Annotated in this window: 13 protein-coding genes and 2 tRNA genes; 10 read left to right on the plus strand and 5 right to left on the minus strand. The window is 60.4% G+C overall.

Annotated features, from left to right (window positions below):
* Window positions 1–106: 106 nt before the first annotated feature.
* From pckA to G5149_RS08580, 4 genes are all read right to left on the minus strand, one after another.
* Entirely contained in the window at window positions 107–1732 is a 1626-nt protein-coding gene (gene pckA, locus G5149_RS08565) for a phosphoenolpyruvate carboxykinase (ATP) (RefSeq protein WP_421212253.1), read from the minus strand.
* Window positions 1733–1881: 149 nt separating this feature from the next.
* Complete coding sequence (gene hslO, locus G5149_RS08570; protein WP_216980233.1) at window positions 1882–2766, minus strand: Hsp33 family molecular chaperone HslO; 885 nt, start codon at window positions 2764–2766, stop codon at window positions 1882–1884.
* 83 nt (window positions 2767–2849) lie between these two features.
* The gene (gene hslR, locus G5149_RS08575) at window positions 2850–3248 is read right to left on the minus strand and encodes a ribosome-associated heat shock protein Hsp15 (RefSeq protein ID WP_421212254.1); all 399 of its coding nucleotides are present in this window, start codon (window positions 3246–3248) and stop codon (window positions 2850–2852) included.
* Between the two features lie 256 nt (window positions 3249–3504).
* Window positions 3505–3885 carry a hypothetical protein gene (locus G5149_RS08580; RefSeq protein ID WP_005340143.1) on the minus strand — a complete coding sequence of 127 codons (381 nt, stop codon included), beginning with the start codon at window positions 3883–3885 and terminating at the stop codon, window positions 3505–3507.
* Window positions 3886–4070: 185 nt separating this feature from the next.
* Here G5149_RS08580 and G5149_RS08585 point away from each other — a divergent pair, with 185 nt between their 5' ends.
* Together G5149_RS08585 and ydiK are read left to right on the plus strand one after the other, a co-directional pair.
* Window positions 4071–5450 carry a bifunctional NUDIX hydrolase/phosphatase PAP2 family protein gene (locus G5149_RS08585; protein ID WP_421212255.1) on the plus strand — a complete coding sequence of 460 codons (1380 nt, stop codon included), beginning with the start codon at window positions 4071–4073 and terminating at the stop codon, window positions 5448–5450.
* Complete coding sequence (gene ydiK, locus G5149_RS08590; protein WP_421212256.1) at window positions 5447–6538, plus strand: AI-2E family transporter YdiK; 1092 nt, start codon at window positions 5447–5449, stop codon at window positions 6536–6538. Before G5149_RS08585 ends, ydiK begins: the two co-directional genes overlap by 4 nt.
* Before the next feature lie 104 nt (window positions 6539–6642).
* Here ydiK and mutS read toward each other — a convergent pair whose 3' ends face one another.
* Window positions 6643–9234 carry a DNA mismatch repair protein MutS gene (gene mutS / locus G5149_RS08595; protein WP_421212257.1) on the minus strand — a complete coding sequence of 864 codons (2592 nt, stop codon included), beginning with the start codon at window positions 9232–9234 and terminating at the stop codon, window positions 6643–6645.
* A gap of 250 nt (window positions 9235–9484) precedes the next feature.
* Here mutS and pncC point away from each other — a divergent pair, with 250 nt between their 5' ends.
* From pncC to G5149_RS08635, 8 genes are all read left to right on the plus strand, one after another.
* Window positions 9485–9976, plus strand: a complete 492-nt coding sequence (gene pncC, locus G5149_RS08600) for a nicotinamide-nucleotide amidase (protein WP_042052756.1) — start codon at window positions 9485–9487, stop codon at window positions 9974–9976.
* A gap of 80 nt (window positions 9977–10056) precedes the next feature.
* A complete protein-coding gene (recA, locus tag G5149_RS08605; protein WP_005348744.1) occupies window positions 10057–11121 on the plus strand; it encodes a recombinase RecA in 1065 nt (354 codons plus the stop codon).
* A gap of 41 nt (window positions 11122–11162) precedes the next feature.
* A complete protein-coding gene (locus G5149_RS08610) occupies window positions 11163–11672 on the plus strand; it encodes a regulatory protein RecX (RefSeq protein ID WP_139742581.1) in 510 nt (169 codons plus the stop codon).
* Window positions 11673–11967: 295 nt separating this feature from the next.
* Window positions 11968–14592 (plus strand): alanine--tRNA ligase, encoded by a 2625-nt coding sequence (gene alaS, locus G5149_RS08615; RefSeq protein WP_421212258.1) that lies wholly within the window; start codon window positions 11968–11970, stop codon window positions 14590–14592.
* 16 nt (window positions 14593–14608) lie between these two features.
* Window positions 14609–15847 carry an aspartate kinase gene (locus G5149_RS08620; protein WP_005336054.1) on the plus strand — a complete coding sequence of 413 codons (1239 nt, stop codon included), beginning with the start codon at window positions 14609–14611 and terminating at the stop codon, window positions 15845–15847.
* Window positions 15848–15950: 103 nt separating this feature from the next.
* Window positions 15951–16139, plus strand: a complete 189-nt coding sequence (gene csrA / locus G5149_RS08625) for a carbon storage regulator CsrA (RefSeq protein WP_005336053.1) — start codon at window positions 15951–15953, stop codon at window positions 16137–16139.
* 214 nt (window positions 16140–16353) lie between these two features.
* A tRNA-Ser gene (locus tag G5149_RS08630) sits at window positions 16354–16446 on the plus strand.
* A gap of 3 nt (window positions 16447–16449) precedes the next feature.
* A tRNA-Arg gene (locus G5149_RS08635) sits at window positions 16450–16526 on the plus strand.

Here is a 16526-nt window from a genome sequence, read left to right on the forward strand (position 1 = left end):
TAGGGGTCTGTTGCTGCGTGGTTGGCGGCGTTCGGGGCTGCCATAAAACAAAAATGCCGGTCAGCATGGCTGACCGGCATGATATCAAGGGTTCGAAGCGGGACAGTTACAGCTGCGGACCTGCCGCAACCAGACGCTTGCCCTCTTCATTGTCGGTGAAGCGCTCGAAGTTTTTGATGAAGCGCTGGGCCAGATCCTGCGCCTTGGCGTCCCACTCGGCCTTGTCGGCATAAGTATCGCGCGGGTCCAGGATCGCCGGGTTCACATCGTGAAGCGCGGTCGGGATCTCCAGATTGAAGATCGGCAGCACCTTGGTTTCGGCCTTCTCGATGGAGCCATCCAGAATGGCGTCGATGATGGCGCGGGTATCCTTGATGGAGATGCGCTTGCCGGTGCCGTTCCAGCCAGTGTTGACCAGATAGGCCTCTGCACCTGCCGCTTCCATCCGTTTCACCAGCTCCTGACCGTACTTGGTCGGGTGCAGGGAGAGGAAGGCTGCGCCGAAGCAAGAGGAGAAGGTCGGAGTCGGCTCTGTGATGCCGCGCTCGGTACCGGCCAGTTTGGCGGTGAAGCCAGAGAGGAAGTGGTACTTGGTCTGCTCCTTGGTCAGCTTGGAGACCGGGGGCAGCACGCCGAAGGCGTCGGCGGTCAGGAAGATCACCTTGGTGGCGTGACCTGCCTTGGATACCGGCTTGACGATGTTTTCGATGTGATAGATGGGGTAGGAGACGCGGGTGTTCTCGGTCTTGGAGCCATCATCGAAGTCGATGGTGCCATCGGCAGCAACGGTCACGTTCTCCAGCAGCGCATCGCGGCGGATGGCGTGGTAGATGTCCGGCTCGGCCTCTTCGGAGAGCTTGATGGTCTTGGCGTAGCAGCCCCCTTCGAAGTTGAACACGCCGTGGTCATCCCAGCCGTGCTCGTCATCGCCGATCAGCTGACGCTTGGGATCGGTGGAGAGGGTGGTCTTGCCGGTGCCGGAGAGGCCGAAGAAGATGGCTACGTCACCGTCCTGACCCACGTTGGCGGAGCAGTGCATGGAGGCAATGCCGCGCAGGGGCAGGAAGTAGTTCATCATAGAGAACATGCCCTTCTTCATCTCGCCACCGTACCAGGTGCCACCGATGAGCTGCATCTTCTCGGTCATGTTGAAGGCAACAAAGTTCTCGGAGTTGAGACCCTGCTCCTTCCAGTTCGGGTTAGTGCACTTGGCACCGTTCATCACCACGAAGTCAGGCTTGAAGGTTTTCAGCTCTTCCTCGCTCGGGCGGATGAACATGTTTTTCACGAAGTGTGCCTGCCAGGCCACCTCGGTGATGATGCGCACGGCCAGGCGGGTGTCCGGGTTGGCACCGCAGAAGCCGTCTACCACAAACAGGCGCTTGCCGGAGAGCTGTTTGGTGACCAGCCCTTTCAGATGTGACCACACTTCGGGGGTAATCGCTTTGTTATCGTTTTTACCCTGGTCAGACCACCACACAGTATCCTGGGTAGTGGCATCTTTGACGATATATTTATCTTTCGGAGAGCGGCCGGTAAAGATACCGGTGTTGACGTTGACGGCGCCCAGTTCGGTGACGACGCCGCGCTCGAACCCTTCCAGGTCAGGGCGAGTCTCTTCAGCGAAAAGCTGCTCGTAAGAGGGGTTGCGAACGATTTCCTGGCTGTTTTTGATGCCGTACTGGTCCAGTCCTAATTGTTGGGCCAGGGTGGGTTCTGCCACGATTGTCATTGTATTCTCCTGGGTTCAGAGGTTTGTAGGGTTCTATCTGACGTTCATCCTATCACTTAGGTGGTAGAGTTTAGCGATCGCCATCAAACTTTATAAAATAGGGTGTTTTTTTGTTATTAAAGTTAAAGGCGGGTTTTGCCCGCCTTTAATTAGTGTAACTTGTTTGCATCATTGCCGGGAGCCCTGCTGAACAGGGTTTCGACATCGATCCCATTAAATTGGTACTGGGCGCCGCAATAATCACAGTGCATGTCGATCTTGCCGAGCTCCTGCACCATATCCATCACCTCTTCCTTTTCTATCTGCAGCAGGGCCCCTTCGCAGCGCTCGCGGGAGCAGGTGCAGCGGAACTCGACCGCCTGCGGATCGAACACCCGCACCTTGTCCTGATGGTAGAGACGGTAGAGGATCTCTTCGGCTTCCAGACCAAACAGCTCTTCATCCTTGATGGTGCTGGTGAGCTGGGTCAGGTGCTCGAAGTCGTCGCTGTGATCCTCGCTCTGGGCTGGCAGTTCCTGCAGCATGATGCCGGCGGCGCGGGGTTGCCCTTCATGGTAACCGGTACGGATCCACAGCTTGGTCGCCAGCTGTTCGGACTGGGCGAAGTAGTGCTCCAGACAGCCAGCCAGGGTGTCGGCGTCCAGCGCGATGATGCCCTGATAGCGTTCGCCCTGTTCCGGCGTGATGGTGATGACCAGCTGGCCGTTGCCGATCAGGCTCTGCAGTTTGTCGTCGCTCGGCAGCTCGCCCTCATAGCGTGCCACGCCGCGCAACTGCTGGTTGTTGTCACCGTTGATCACGGCCAGACGCACCGGGCCATCGCCCTGCAGCTGCACTGTGATGGAGCCTTCAAACTTGAGGGTAGCGGTCAGCAGGCTGGTGGCGACCAGCAGCTCGCCCAGCAGCTTTTGCACCTGCACCGGGTAGTTCTGGGCTTCCACCACGTGGCGGTAGGTGTGATCCAGCTGGACCAGCTCGCCACGTACTTCGTACTCTTCAAACAGATAGCGATACAGCAGATCTTGGTTGCTCATCATATATTCCTGAGTTCTTCGGTGAGGTAAATCGGACGCAGTGACCGCCTGTGGCCGTCACTGCGCTATCAAATCGGGGTCGGTCAGTACTGCTTGACCTTGAGCAGCTGACGCCGCTCCTGCTTGTCGGGGCGACGCTCCGGGCTCGGCGCAAACTGGCTGTTGAAGCGGCGTGCCTCGCTGTTTTCAGCCCGTTTTTTCAGGCTTTCGGCGGTCTCTTCATAGAGCTGCTGGGCCAGCGGTGCCGATTTGCGCTGATCGCTGATGGCCAGCACCCGCACTTCCCGCTCATCCTGTCCCTGCCAGAAGCGGATCAGAGCACCCACTTCCACCTGTTTGCCCGGTTTGCTGCGCTGACCATTGTAGTGCACCTTGCCGCCGTCAATCCGATCCCGCGCCAGCGAGCGGGTCTTGTAGAAACGGGCCGCCCACAACCACTTGTCGAGACGAACCTCAAGGGCGCTTTCCGGATGATTGGCCATGAACAGGCTCCATAACGGGGAAAAGAGGCGGTCGATTATACCAGAGCCCGGGGGCGGGATAGAAACCGGGCAACCGCCGTGCGGGGCACAAACCATGTCAAGGTGATGCAACATATGGGCAGTTTGCTGATTAACAAGGGAATGGCGCTGGTTTATCGGGTATTCATGGGGGCTGGGAAGGGCCTCCATACCGCGCATATAACACTGCCGCCCCTGTTGGGGGCGGCAGCGTTCACATCCGTTGACCACTGCTTAGTCAGAAGTGATCGTGCTGATCCGGCTTCTTCTGGTCGTGGGGGCCTTCGCTGTGGGCGATGGCGGTGCGGATGAGGTCAACCCCGGCACGGATAATCAGCACCCCCATGTTGACCAGCTTGACGCAGACCCACATGAAGGTGATGAGCAGGATCAGCTTGAGCACGGTCTGGAACGCTTCCAGGAAGTTCTGCTCCAGCTGGGCGGTGAGGCCGTTGGCGCTGGTCATCAGCCAGGTGTAGACCTCGCGCACGAACGGGATGCGGCTTGGCATCTCCAGCACATCCAGTGCCGCAGGCAGGGCCTGAAAGATGACGATGCTGCCGAACAGGATCAGGATGACACCGATGGCGATGCCGAGGAAAAAGCCGAACTGTCTCATGGAGGGCTCCAGCGTTTGCTGCATGACATTGAAGATAGCCGCCAATAGTAGGGAGTGCCCTCGCTCATCGCAATCTTCCCGGTGTGGCCATCATGGCCGGATCAGCGCTGAACAGGCCGCCAGCATTGCCCAACTATCTGATTTCTGGGAGGCTTGTCGCCATTGTGCATAGGGAAAGCAAATTGATGTCGAGAACCCTCTTTTTACTGTTGCTGGCGCTGTTTACCGCTCTGCCAGCCCTGAGCGCCGAACCGACGGCGGCAGTCTGCGCCATCCGCCATCAGGATCAACTGCTGCTGGTGCAGGATCGTATCTCCTCCCGCTACAGCTTGAGCGGCGGCTACATAGATGGTGACGAGCGCCCCGAGCAGGCGGCGCTGCGCGAGCTGTATGAAGAGACCGGCCTGCGCGGCGAAGTCGTCGCGGATCTTGGCCGCTGGCAGAAAGCGCGGGTCTTTGCCTGCCGCACTCTGGAGCCTATCGTCGCCCAGCAAGATTCCGATTTTGTCTCGCTGCTGCAGGCTCCCAATCTGGGTGGAGAGATCCTCAATGCCCGCTTGATCGCGGTGGACAAGCTGCCCCGCGCGCAGCGCCGCTTCCCCGATCAGCTCGACTGGCTGCAAGCCCGGCTTGGCGAGCTGCCCGAGAGCGAGGTGCGCTGGCAGGCCGATTTCGTAGAGCAGGGCAATGCGCTGCATCAGGCCGAGATCCCGCTGATGCTGCGCCTGCAGCAGTGGCTTGGGGCCGATGTCTGGTGGCTGTCGGTCAGCAATCTGTTTGGTTCAGGCGGCTTTCAGCTTGCCCTGATACCTTTGCTGCTCCCGTTGCTGGGGTGGCCACGGCTGCGCCAGCTGCTCTTTACCATGCTCTGGCTCGGGCTGCTGGTGCAGGCGAGCAAGGAGGGGATCGGCTGGCCGCGCCCCTTCCATCTGCAACCTGAACTGGCGACTCACAGTGCCCAGGGCTTTGGCATGCCGAGCGGTCACACCGCCTCGGCCCTGCTGTTCTGGGGCGCGCTGCTTGGCTGGCTCTGGCCTGCCCGGCGCGGGCTGGCCTACTCGCTGGCGCTGCTGCTGGCGCTCACCACCGGTCTGGCGCGGGTCTGGCTCGGGGTGCACTTTATCTCCGATGTGGCGGCGGGGCTGCTGATTGGTGCCTTGCTGCTGGCGGTTCGCCCCTACTGGCGGCTGGATCAGCGTTCATCCGCTTGGGGCTTGCTGATCGCCGCCGCACTGGTTTGCGCTGGCCTGAGCCAGTCGGCCCATCTGGCCGGGATCGGGCTGGTAGCGCTGGGCCTCTGGCTCGGGGGAAGGGGCACGCTGGTGCGTGACGGTTATTCCCCGTGGCTTATCGGCGCCGTGGTACTGGCGGGCATGCTGCTGATGGTGGCGGGCGCGTGGGCATTGCCGCTGTTGACCAGTAGTTCGCTCACTATCCTGCTTGGTCAGTTTGTGCTCTTTTTCGGGCTGGGGCTCTGGTTGAGCGTCGGTCTCTGGTGGATACTCTCTCTCTTGAAACAAGACTCACGACCCAGGGGCGGACGCCCTGCAAGGGGAACTCTATGAATATGAAAAAAGTGGATTTGGCCAAGATAACCTTGGGGGTGCTGTTTCTCAGCCTCCTGATCATCTCCTGCTTTATGGTGCTGCGCCCCTTCCTGCCCGCACTGGTGTGGGCCACCATGATCACCATCGCTACCTGGCCACTGATGTTGATGGTGCAGCGGTTGCTGTGGGGCAAGCGTGCGCTGGCCGCTCTCTTTATGAGCCTGGTGCTATTGCTGATGTTTGTCATTCCGCTCTTTATGACACTGGCCAATGTGGCGGAGAAAGCCCCCATGCTGATCGAACTGGGGACCAATATCAGCCAGTCGCCGCCGCCCGAGCTGCTCTGGTTGCAGCAGATCCCGCTGGTGGGCGGCAAGCTCTATGACTTCTGGCAGCAAATTCTGGCGAGCGGTGGTCAGGTGCTGTTTGCCAAGCTGGCGCCCTACTTCGGTCAGACGGCGCGCTGGCTGGCTGCTCAGGCGGGTAATCTGGGCATGCTGCTGGTCCACTTCCTGCTGACGGTCGGTATCTGTGGTCTGCTCTATCACTCCGGTGAAGTGGTGGCGACCGGCATTCGCCGCTTTGCCCACCGGCTGGCCGGGGATCGCGGTGACAATGCGACCGTGCTGGCTTCCCAGGCGATCCGTGCCGTGGCCATGGGGGTGGTGGTTACTGCGCTGGTGCAATCCTCGGTGGCCGGGGTGGGGCTGTGGATCGCTGGCATCCCCTACACCATGGTTCTGGTGGTGGTAATGTTCCTGCTCATCGTCGCCCAGATAGGTCCCTTTCCGGTGCTGATCTCCTGTGTCGGTTATCTCTACTGGAGCGGTGATACTACCTGGGGCACCTTCCTGCTGGTCTGGTCGCTGATCGCCGGCACCATGGACAACTTCCTGCGTCCCTTCCTGATCAAACGCGGTGCCAATCTGCCCCTCATTCTCATTCTGGTGGGGGTTATCGGCGGCCTGCTGGCGATGGGGATCATCGGTCTGTTTATCGGCCCCGTGGTGCTGGCGGTGGCTTATACCCTGCTGGATGCCTGGATCAAGGAGGGTGACCATCAGTCAGAGGCGACCCATATCGCTGCACCGCCCAGAGTAGATTGACGGTTCTATAACAAGCTGATGCAAAGAGCCGCCCGATGGGCGGCTCTTTTGTTGATGATAACAGCGTGAGGCCGGTTGTTTCATACCTGAGCCGAAGCGGTTGTTCACAACATCTGTTTGAGGCGATAGAGCAGATCTAGCGCCTGACGGGGGGTGAGCTCGTCCGGGCGCACTGCTTCCAGCTCATCGACTACCGGATGGCTCTGGGGCGCCATGGTCACCGGAGCCGGGCGGGTTTCACCGGCGGCGACCGGAGTGGCGCTCTCCAGCTCGTGTAGTTTGTGACGTGCCTGCTGGATCACCGATTTCGGCACCCCGGCCAACGCCGCCACTTGCAGGCCGTAGGAGCGGCTGGCCGCGCCTTCCTGCACCGCGTGCATAAAGGCGATGGTGTCGCCGTGCTCCACCGCATCCAGATGGACGTTGGCCAGCCCGCTCATCAGCTCGGGCAAGCGGGTCAGCTCGAAGTAGTGGGTGGCAAACAGGGTGTAGGCGCCAATCTTGCTCGCCAGCTGTTCGGCACATGCCCACGCCAGCGAGAGGCCGTCGTAGGTGCTGGTGCCGCGGCCAATTTCGTCCATCAGCACCAGACTGCGGGCGGTGGCGTTGTTGAGGATATTGGCAGTCTCGGTCATCTCCACCATAAAGGTGGAGCGGCCGGAGGCGAGATCGTCCGATGCCCCGATGCGGGTAAAGATGCGGTCGATGGGGCCGATGCGGGCGCTGTCGGCGGGGACGAAGGCACCGATATGGGCCAGCAGCACGATCAGCGCGGTCTGGCGCATGTAGGTCGATTTACCGCCCATGTTGGGACCCGTGATGATCAGCATCCGCCGCTCCCGCTCCAGCCGGATGGGGTTGGCGATAAAGGGAGCTGTCATCACCTGCTCAACCACCGGATGGCGGCCCGCTTCGATCAGGATCTGATCCTCATCGATGAGGGTCGGGCAGCGGTAGTCGAGGGTCTCGGCCCGCTCGGCCAGGTTGGCCAGCACGTCCAGCTCCGCCAGTGCGGCGGCGGAATCCTGCAGGTCGCCGAGGTGGGGCAGCAGAGCATCGAGCAGCTCTTCGTAGAGCCGTTTCTCCAGCGCCAGCGCCTGGGACTGGGCTGTGAGTACCTTGTCCTCGTACTTCTTCAGCTCGTCGATGATGTAGCGTTCGTTGTTCTTGAGGGTCTGACGGCGGATGTAGTGGGCCGGCACCAGATGGCTGTTGGCGCGGCTCACTTCGATATAGAAGCCGTGCACCTTGTTGTAACCCACCTTGAGGGTGTTGATGCCGGTCAGCAGCTTCTCCCGCTCCTCGATGCGGGCGAGGCTGGCGGTGGCACCGTTGGCGAGATCCCGCAGCTCGTCCAGCTCCTGATTGAAGCCGTCACGGATCACGCCACCATCGCGGATCAGCACCGGCGGCACCTCCATCACCGCACGCTCCAGCAGGTCGAGCAGCTCGGGGAAGGTGCTGGCCCGCTCGGCCAGCTGTTGCACCGCTTCGTGTTCGTTGTCCGCCAGCAGGCGTTGCAACTCGGGTAACTGGGCGAAGGCCTGACGCAGGCGGGTGAGGTCGCGCGGGCGGGCCGAGCGCAGGGCGAGACGGGCCAGCACCCGCTCCACATCACCCACCTGACGCAGCAGGTTGCCCAACTCGTCGTAGAGGTTCTGCTCGATGAGCTCCTTGATGGTGCTCTGGCGACCTTTCAGGATCACCCGATCGCGGATCGGCTGGTGGATCCAGCGCTTGAGCAGGCGGCTGCCCATGGGGGTGGCGGTGCGATCCAGCACCTCGGCCAGGGTATTCTCATAGCCACCGGCCAGATTCTGGGTCAGCTCCAGATTGCGGCGGGTGGCGGCATCCATGATGACGGCGTGATCCGGCTGTTCAAGGCGTACATTGCGGATGTGGGGCAGGGCGGTGCGCTGGGTATCTTTGACGTACTGCATCAGACAACCAGCGGCGCACAGGGCGGTCTCGCTCTTGTCGACGCCAAATCCCACCAGATCCTGGGTGCCGAACTGCTGGCAGAGCAGCTTGCGGGCGGTGCCCAGCTCAAACTCCCACTCCGGGCGGCGACGCAGGCCGCGGCGACCCTCTATATGGTGCAGGAATTCGAACGATTCCGGGTAGAGCAGTTCGGCCGGATTGGTGCGCTGCAGCTCAGCCAGCAAGGTCTCTTCTTTCTCGAACTGGTTGATGAAGAAGCGGCCGGAGCCGATGTCCATGGTGCCATAGCCGAAGCGGCGGCCATCGTGGTAGACGGCGGCGATCAGGTTGTCCTGTCGCTCGCTGAGCAGCGCCTCGTCGGAGACGGTGCCCGGGGTGATGATGCGAATGACCTTGCGCTCCACCGGCCCCTTGCTGGTGGCGGGATCCCCCACCTGTTCGCAGATGGCGGCGGATTCGCCAAGCTGCACCAGCTTGGCCAGATAGCCCTCGATGGCGTGATAGGGCACCCCCGCCATCGGGATGGGGCTGCCCGCCGACTGGCCACGTTTGGTCAGGGAGATATCGAGCAGTTGAGAGGCCTTGCGGGCATCGTCATAGAACAGCTCGTAGAAGTCGCCCATCCGGTAGAACAGCAGGATCTCCGGGTTCTCGGCCTTGAGGCCAAGGTACTGCTGCATCATGGGCGTGTGGGCGCTCATATTGGCGCCGGAAGCGGAGCTTGTGGCGCCGCTGGCTTGGTGTTGTGCGGTCATGTTCTGTTCCAGAAGGGGCCTCTGCGGGCCAGTGTCTGCGGTGATGAGCCTTGGGCTTGATGGCGCCATTCTACACATAAGCGCCGCGACGGGGGAGCGGGTGTTCCGGGCGCGGTTGCTCTGCGCTATTGAAGGCATGACACTGGTGCGGCACCTCACATTGCGGCAGGCAAGGGCGGTCTGCCGTGGTTGCGGGCGGCGCTAGCGGGATCGCATAATGTGCCCCTTGAGCGGATCATAAGGAGTCGTGATGAAACTGGATGCAGAGATAGAGCACCTTGCCATCGAGCTGGGACGGGCCCTCGGTCAACGGGGCTGGCTGGCGGCGACCGCCGAATCCTGTACCGGCGGCGGGGTGGCCAGCGCCATCACCGACATCGCGGGTAGTTCCGGCTGGTTCGATCGCGGATTTGTCACTTACACCAACGAAGCCAAGCAGCAGATGTTGGGGGTGAGCAGCGAGAGCCTTGAGCAGCACGGTGCGGTGAGCGAAGCCGTGGTGCTGGAGATGGCCCGCGGCGCGCTGGCCCACTCGTCTGCCTCCATCAGCGTTGCTATCAGTGGTATCGCCGGTCCCGGCGGCGCCACCGAAGGCAAGCCGGTCGGCACCGTCTGGTTCGCCTGGGCCGACCGCAATGGCCGTCACCACTCCCTGCTGGCCCGCTTCGACGGGGATCGCCGGCAGGTACGCCAGCAGGCGGTGAGACAGGCCTTGTCGGGTCTGTTGGCCCTGCTCAGATAAATTGGGCTTGATACTGTATGAATAGACAGTATACTTAGCCCAACTTCACTTCTTACTCACGATTTCCAGCGGAGATTGGCATGGATCAGAACAAACAGAAGGCACTGGCGGCTGCGCTGGGTCAGATTGAAAAGCAGTTCGGCAAAGGTTCCATCATGCGTCTGGGCGACAGCAAGACCATGGATATCGAAGCCATCTCTACCGGTTCCCTCTCCCTGGACGTGGCGTTGGGCATTGGCGGTCTGCCGTGTGGCCGTATCGTCGAAATCTACGGCCCGGAATCTTCCGGTAAAACCACCCTCACCCTGCAGGTGATCGCGGAAGCCCAGAAGAAGGGCAAAACCTGTGCCTTCGTCGATGCGGAACACGCCCTCGACCCTATCTATGCTGCCAAGCTGGGCGTCAACGTCGACGACCTGCTGATCTCCCAGCCGGATACCGGTGAACAGGCGCTGGAAATCTGCGACATGCTGGTTCGCTCCAACGCCGTTGACGTCATCATCGTCGATTCCGTGGCGGCCCTGACCCCGAAAGCGGAAATCGAAGGGGAGATGGGTGACTCCCACGTTGGCCTGCAGGCCCGTCTGATGTCCCAGGCGCTGCGCAAACTGACCGCCAACATCAAGAACGCCAACTGCCTGTGCATCTTCATCAACCAGATCCGGATGAAGATCGGCGTCATGTTCGGTAGCCCGGAAACCACCACAGGTGGTAACGCGCTCAAGTTCTACGCCTCCGTGCGTCTGGATATCCGTCGTATCGGCGCCATCAAGGAAGGCGACGAAGTGGTCGGTAACGAGACTCGCGTCAAAGTGGTCAAGAACAAGGTGGCCCCGCCCTTCAAGCAGGCTGAATTCCAGATCTTCTACGGTGCCGGTATCTCCAAAGAGGGCGAGCTGGTGGATCTCGGCGTCAAGCACAAGCTGATCGACAAGGCGGGTGCCTGGTACAGCTACAATGGCGAGAAGATCGGTCAGGGTAAGGCCAACGTCATGAAGCTGTTCGCCGAGAACAAGGTGATGGCTGGCGAAGTGGAAGCCCGCCTGCGCGAGCTGCTGCTCTCCGGTGCCGTGCCAGTCGATGACAAGGCTGCTCCGGTTGAGGCAGACGAGTTCGATGCCGAAAGCGAACAAGAGTTCGAGTAAGGAACAAAGGAAGGCCGGGTAGATACCCGGCCTTGTTATTTATGGTTGATGAATCCGTTACCGAACCGGTCGAGCCTGCCGAACCGACCTTTGCAGAGCAGCTTACCGCCGCCCGCGCCTTTGCCATGCGCAGTCTGGCCCGCCGCGAGAGTGCCGAGTCCGAGCTGGCTAACCGGCTGCGCCAGCAGGGCTTCAATGAAGAGGTGATCGAGGCGGTGGTCGACTACTGCCGCGGTTACAACTGGGTCAATGACGAACGTTACGGCGGTATGGCTGTACGGGCCGGTGCCGCCAAGGGCCATGGCCCCATCAAGATCCGCTTCGATCTGCGCCGCAAGGGGCTCGACGATATGCAGATTGATGCCGCATTCGATCAGCCGGAGCTGGACTGGTTCGAACTGGCGTTTGCCCTGCTCGAACGGCGCGCCCGAGTGGCCGATCTGGCGGATTTCAAGCTGCGGATGAAGTGGCTCAAGTACCTGCTGGGGCGCGGCTTTACCCAGGATCAGGCCCGTTATGCCATCTCGGCCCTGCAGGAGCGGGAGGAGTAACGCCACTGCGTGGCAAACGTCGTTTCACCTCTCCTTGTGGCAGGTTTTTCCTGCTCGCTCAGTAGCTTGCGCGCACAATCCCGAAAAAGCGGTCTTTTGTTCATCTCATCCCTCTTTATGCGCTGCTTTTTTGCCTCTCGACAGTGAAAAAAGCCACTGTGGGCAGCGGCGCTCTTATCTGGCCCGCTTATGTGCGCTTTTTCGCCCGTGGCGGCCCTGTCTGTTTTACTTTACCCCGCAGAAAACTTACATTAATGCGGTTAAAAGTCCGTATTCGAATCAAGCAGGATTTTCCATGTATATGTCCACGTCAGAGATTCGCGCTGCGTTTCTCGAGTATTTCCGTTCCCAGGGGCACCAGGTTGTCTCCTCCAGCTCGCTGGTACCGCATAACGACCCGACCCTGTTGTTTACCAACGCGGGTATGAACCAGTTCAAGGACGTGTTCCTTGGCGCAGACAAGCGTGCCTACAATCGCGCGACGACTTCCCAGCGTTGCGTGCGTGCCGGTGGTAAGCACAACGATCTGGAAAACGTCGGCTATACCGCTCGTCACCACACCTTCTTCGAAATGCTGGGCAACTTCAGCTTCGGTGACTACTTCAAGCAGGATGCCATCAAGTTTGCATGGGGCTTCCTGACCGAGGTGCTACAGCTGCCGAAAGAGCGCCTGCTGGTGACCGTCTACGCGACTGACGATGAGGCTTTCGATATCTGGGAAAAAGAGGTCGGTGTCCCGGCCGATCGCATCGTGCGCATCGGTGACAACAAGGGTGCCCCTTACGCTTCCGACAACTTCTGGGCGATGGGCGATACCGGCCCGTGCGGTCCCTGCACCGAGATCTTCTATGACCACGGCGATCACATCTGGGGTGGCCGTCCCGGCTCACCGGAAGAGGATGGCGACCGTTTCATCGAGATCTGGAACGTGGTCTTCATGCAGTTCAACCGTCAGGCTGACGGCACCATGGAGCCGCTGCCGCGTCCGTCCGTGGATACCGGTATGGGTCTGGAGCGTATCTCCGCCATCATGCAGGGTGTCCACTCCAACTACGAAATCGACATCTTCCAGGCGCTGATCAAGAAAGCGGCCGAGATTGTCGGCACCACCGATCTGAGCAACCAGTCCCTGCGCGTCATCGCTGACCACATCCGCTCCTGCGCCTTCCTGGTGGCAGATGGCGTGATGCCGTCCAACGAAGGTCGTGGCTATGTGCTGCGTCGCATCATCCGCCGCGCCGTGCGTCACGGTCGCAAGCTGGGCGCGACCGATGTCTTCTTCTACAAACTGGCTGCCGAGCTGGCAGTGCAGATGAAGGATGTCGCTGCCGAGCTGATCGCCCAGCTGCCGCTGGTCGAGCGCGTGCTGCGCATCGAAGAGGAGCAGTTTGTCCGCACCCTGGATCGCGGTCTGCTGCTGCTGGAAGATGCTCTGGCCAACCTGGGTGATGCCAAGGTTATTCCGGGTGAGGTGGTGTTCAAGCTGTATGACACTTACGGCTTCCCGGCCGACCTGACTGCCGACGTGGTGCGCGAGCGCGAGATCGGCATCGACGAAGAGGGCTTCAAGGCCGAGATGGAGAAGCAGCGTGCTCGTGCCAAAGAGGCTTCCAGCTTCGGCGTGAACTACAACGAGATGCTCAAGCTCGACTTCGAGACCCCCTTCACCGGTTACAAGACCCTGACCGAGCGTACCCGCGTGGTCGGTATCTACAAGGGTGTGGAAGAGGTGAGCGGTCTTATCGCCGGTGACGAAGCGGTCATCGTGCTGAAAGAGACCCCCTTCTACGCCGAATCCGGCGGCCAGATTGGCGACAGCGGTACCCTGAAAGTGGACGACGGCATCTTTGCCGTGACCGACACCCTGAAAGCGGGCAAGGCGATCATCCACAAGGGCTACATGGAGCTGGGCACCCTGGAGAAAGGGGCTGAGGTCGAGGCCGTGGTAGACGCTGACCGTCGTCAGGCCATTGCCCTGAACCACTCAGTGACTCACCTGCTGCACGCAGCTCTGCGTCAGGCACTGGGCGAGCATGTCACTCAGAAAGGTTCTCTGGTTGGGGCTGAGCGCATGCGCTTTGACTTCTCCCACTTCGAGGGGCTGACCATGGCGACCATTCGCCGGGTCGAGGAGCTGGTCAACAACCAGATCCGCGCCAACCACGAAATCACCACCCAGCTGATGGATCTGGAAGCGGCCAAGTCCGCCGGTGCCATGGCGCTGTTTGGTGAAAAATATGAAGACGACGTGCGCGTGGTGCGCATGGGCGACTACTCCACCGAGCTGTGCGGCGGTACTCACGCCAAGCGCACCGGTGATATCGGCTTCTTCAAGATCATCGCCGAGAGCGGTATCGCAGCTGGCGTGCGCCGTATCGAAGCGGTGACCGGCAAAGCGGCCATCGACTTCATGCATCAGGTTGGCGAGCAGATCGAAGAGGCTGCCGCACTGGTGAAAGGTGACCAGTTCTGCATCGCCGACAAGGTTCGCCAGATGCTGGACAAGGCCAAGATGATGGAGCGCGAGCTGGAGCAGCTCAAGGCCAAGCTGGCCGCTCAGGCCGGTAACGACCTGCTGGGTCAGGTGATCGAGATCAACGGTCAGAAGGTGCTGGTTGCAGCGCTGGAAGGGGCCGATCCGAAATCCCTGCGCGGCATGCTGGACGAGCTGAAGAACCAGATGAAGTCCGGTGTTGTGCTGCTGGCCACCTGTGCCGATGGCAAGGTCAACCTGATCGCGGGTGTCACCAACGACCTGACCGGCAAGGTCAAGGCCGGTGAGCTGGTCAATCTGGTTGCCCAGCAGGTGGGTGGCAAGGGCGGTGGCCGTCCGGACATGGCACAGGCGGGTGGTACCCAGCCTGAGGCGGTGCCGGCAGCGCTGCAATCCGTTCACTCCTGGCTGGAAGAGCGCCTGTAATCGGGCGAGGTGATCTGTGGCACTCTATGTACAGAAGTACGGCGGCACCTCGGTCGGCACACTGGAGCGGATCGAGGCGGTAGCTGAGCGGGTCGAGCAGACCCGCGCCCAGGGACACGACGTGGTGGTGGTTGTCTCCGCCATGTCGGGCGAAACCAACCGGTTGCTGGGCATGGCCCAGCAACTGGATCCTGATGCCAACCGGCGGGAGATGGATGTACTGGTCTCCACCGGTGAGCAGGTCACCATAGCGCTGCTGGCGATCGCGTTGAACAAACGCGGTTGTCCCGCGGTCTCAATGACCGGTGATCAGGTGCGGATTCATACCGATTCCGCCTATGGCAAGGCACGCATCACCCACATCGACACCGAGCTGGTTCATGCCGAACTGGCTGCGGGCAAGGTGGTGGTGATCGCCGGTTTCCAGGGCCGTGACGAGCATAACGCCATCACAACCTTGGGCCGCGGCGGTTCGGATACCACGGCGGTTGCCGTGGCGGCGGCCATCAAGGCCGATGAGTGCCAGATCTTTACCGATGTGGATGGGGTATACACCACGGATCCGCGCATCGAGCCCAAGGCGCGTCGTCTCGACACCATCACCTTCGAGGAGATGCTGGAGATGGCAAGTCTCGGCGCCAAGGTGTTGCAGATCCGCTCGGTGGAGTTTGCGGGCAAGTACCGCGTCCCGCTGCGGGTGCTGTCGAGCTTTATCGATGGAGAGGGAACCTTAATCACATATGGAGGTGATAGGATGGAAGCTCCCCTGGTATCCGGGATCGCTTTTAACCGCAACGAGGCCAGCCTGACCATTCTGGGCGTGCCGGACAGACCAACTGTTGCCGCGCAGATCCTGAATCCGATCAGTGACGCCAACATTGATGTCGACATGATTGTGCAGAACACCCTGGGAGATGGCACCGCCGACTTCACCTTCACGGTGAATCGTGATGACTATCGCCGCGCCCGGGCACTGCTGGAGGAGACCGCCACCGAACTTGGCGCCTCCTGCGTGCAGGGAAATGGCGAAATTGCCAAGGTTTCCATTGTCGGTGTCGGCATGTGGAACCATCCCGGTGTTGCGCGCACCATGTTCAAGGTATTGGGCGAGGAGGGGATCAACATGCAGTTGATCTCGACCTCTGAAATCAAAATCTCTGTGGTAATTGACGAGAAGTATCTGGAGCTGGCGGTGCGGGCCCTGCACGCGGCTTTCGGGTTGGATCAGGCACCGCAAGAGCAGCCCTTGGGCTAACAATCTCTGATTGATTTAGTTTCAACCATTTACCATATCGGTATCTTTGTTAGATAATGTCGCATATCGATATAAAAACAAAACAGGATACAGGAGCAAGCGAATGCTTATTTTGACTCGTCGTGTTGGGGAAACCCTGATGATTGGTGATGAAGTGACTGTCACCGTACTGGGCGTTAAAGGCAACCAGGTCCGTATCGGTGTTAACGCACCGAAAGAGGTCTCCGTACACCGCGAAGAGATCTACCAGCGCATCCAGGCCGAGAAAGTTCCGGGCCAACCGGGCTTCTAAGCCACTTTCATGGCTGTGACAAGGCGACACCTCATGTGTCGCCTTTTGTTTTTTCTCGGCCCCTGAAATCGCCCTGTAGGGCGCGAATCTGCGGGATAAGTGTCGATATTGTTTGAATATTCCACGCTTTGACCAAATGCTGAGCGAACGCACTTTTTTCTCCAAAAAAGTGTTTGACTAAAAATCCCTGTGAAGTATTATCAGCCCCGCAAACGGAGAGGTGGCCGAGAGGCTGAAGGCGCTCCCCTGCTAAGGGAGTATGCGGCTTATACCCGCATCGGGGGTTCGAATCCCCCCTTCTCCGCCATTTGCGCCCGTAGCTCAGCTGGATAGAGTACCTGGCTACGAACCAGGTGGTCAGAGGTTCGAATCCTCTCGGGCGCACCA

The organism is Aeromonas sp. 600479 (assembly GCF_049175515.1).
GTDB lineage: Bacteria > Pseudomonadota > Gammaproteobacteria > Enterobacterales > Aeromonadaceae > Aeromonas > Aeromonas veronii_A.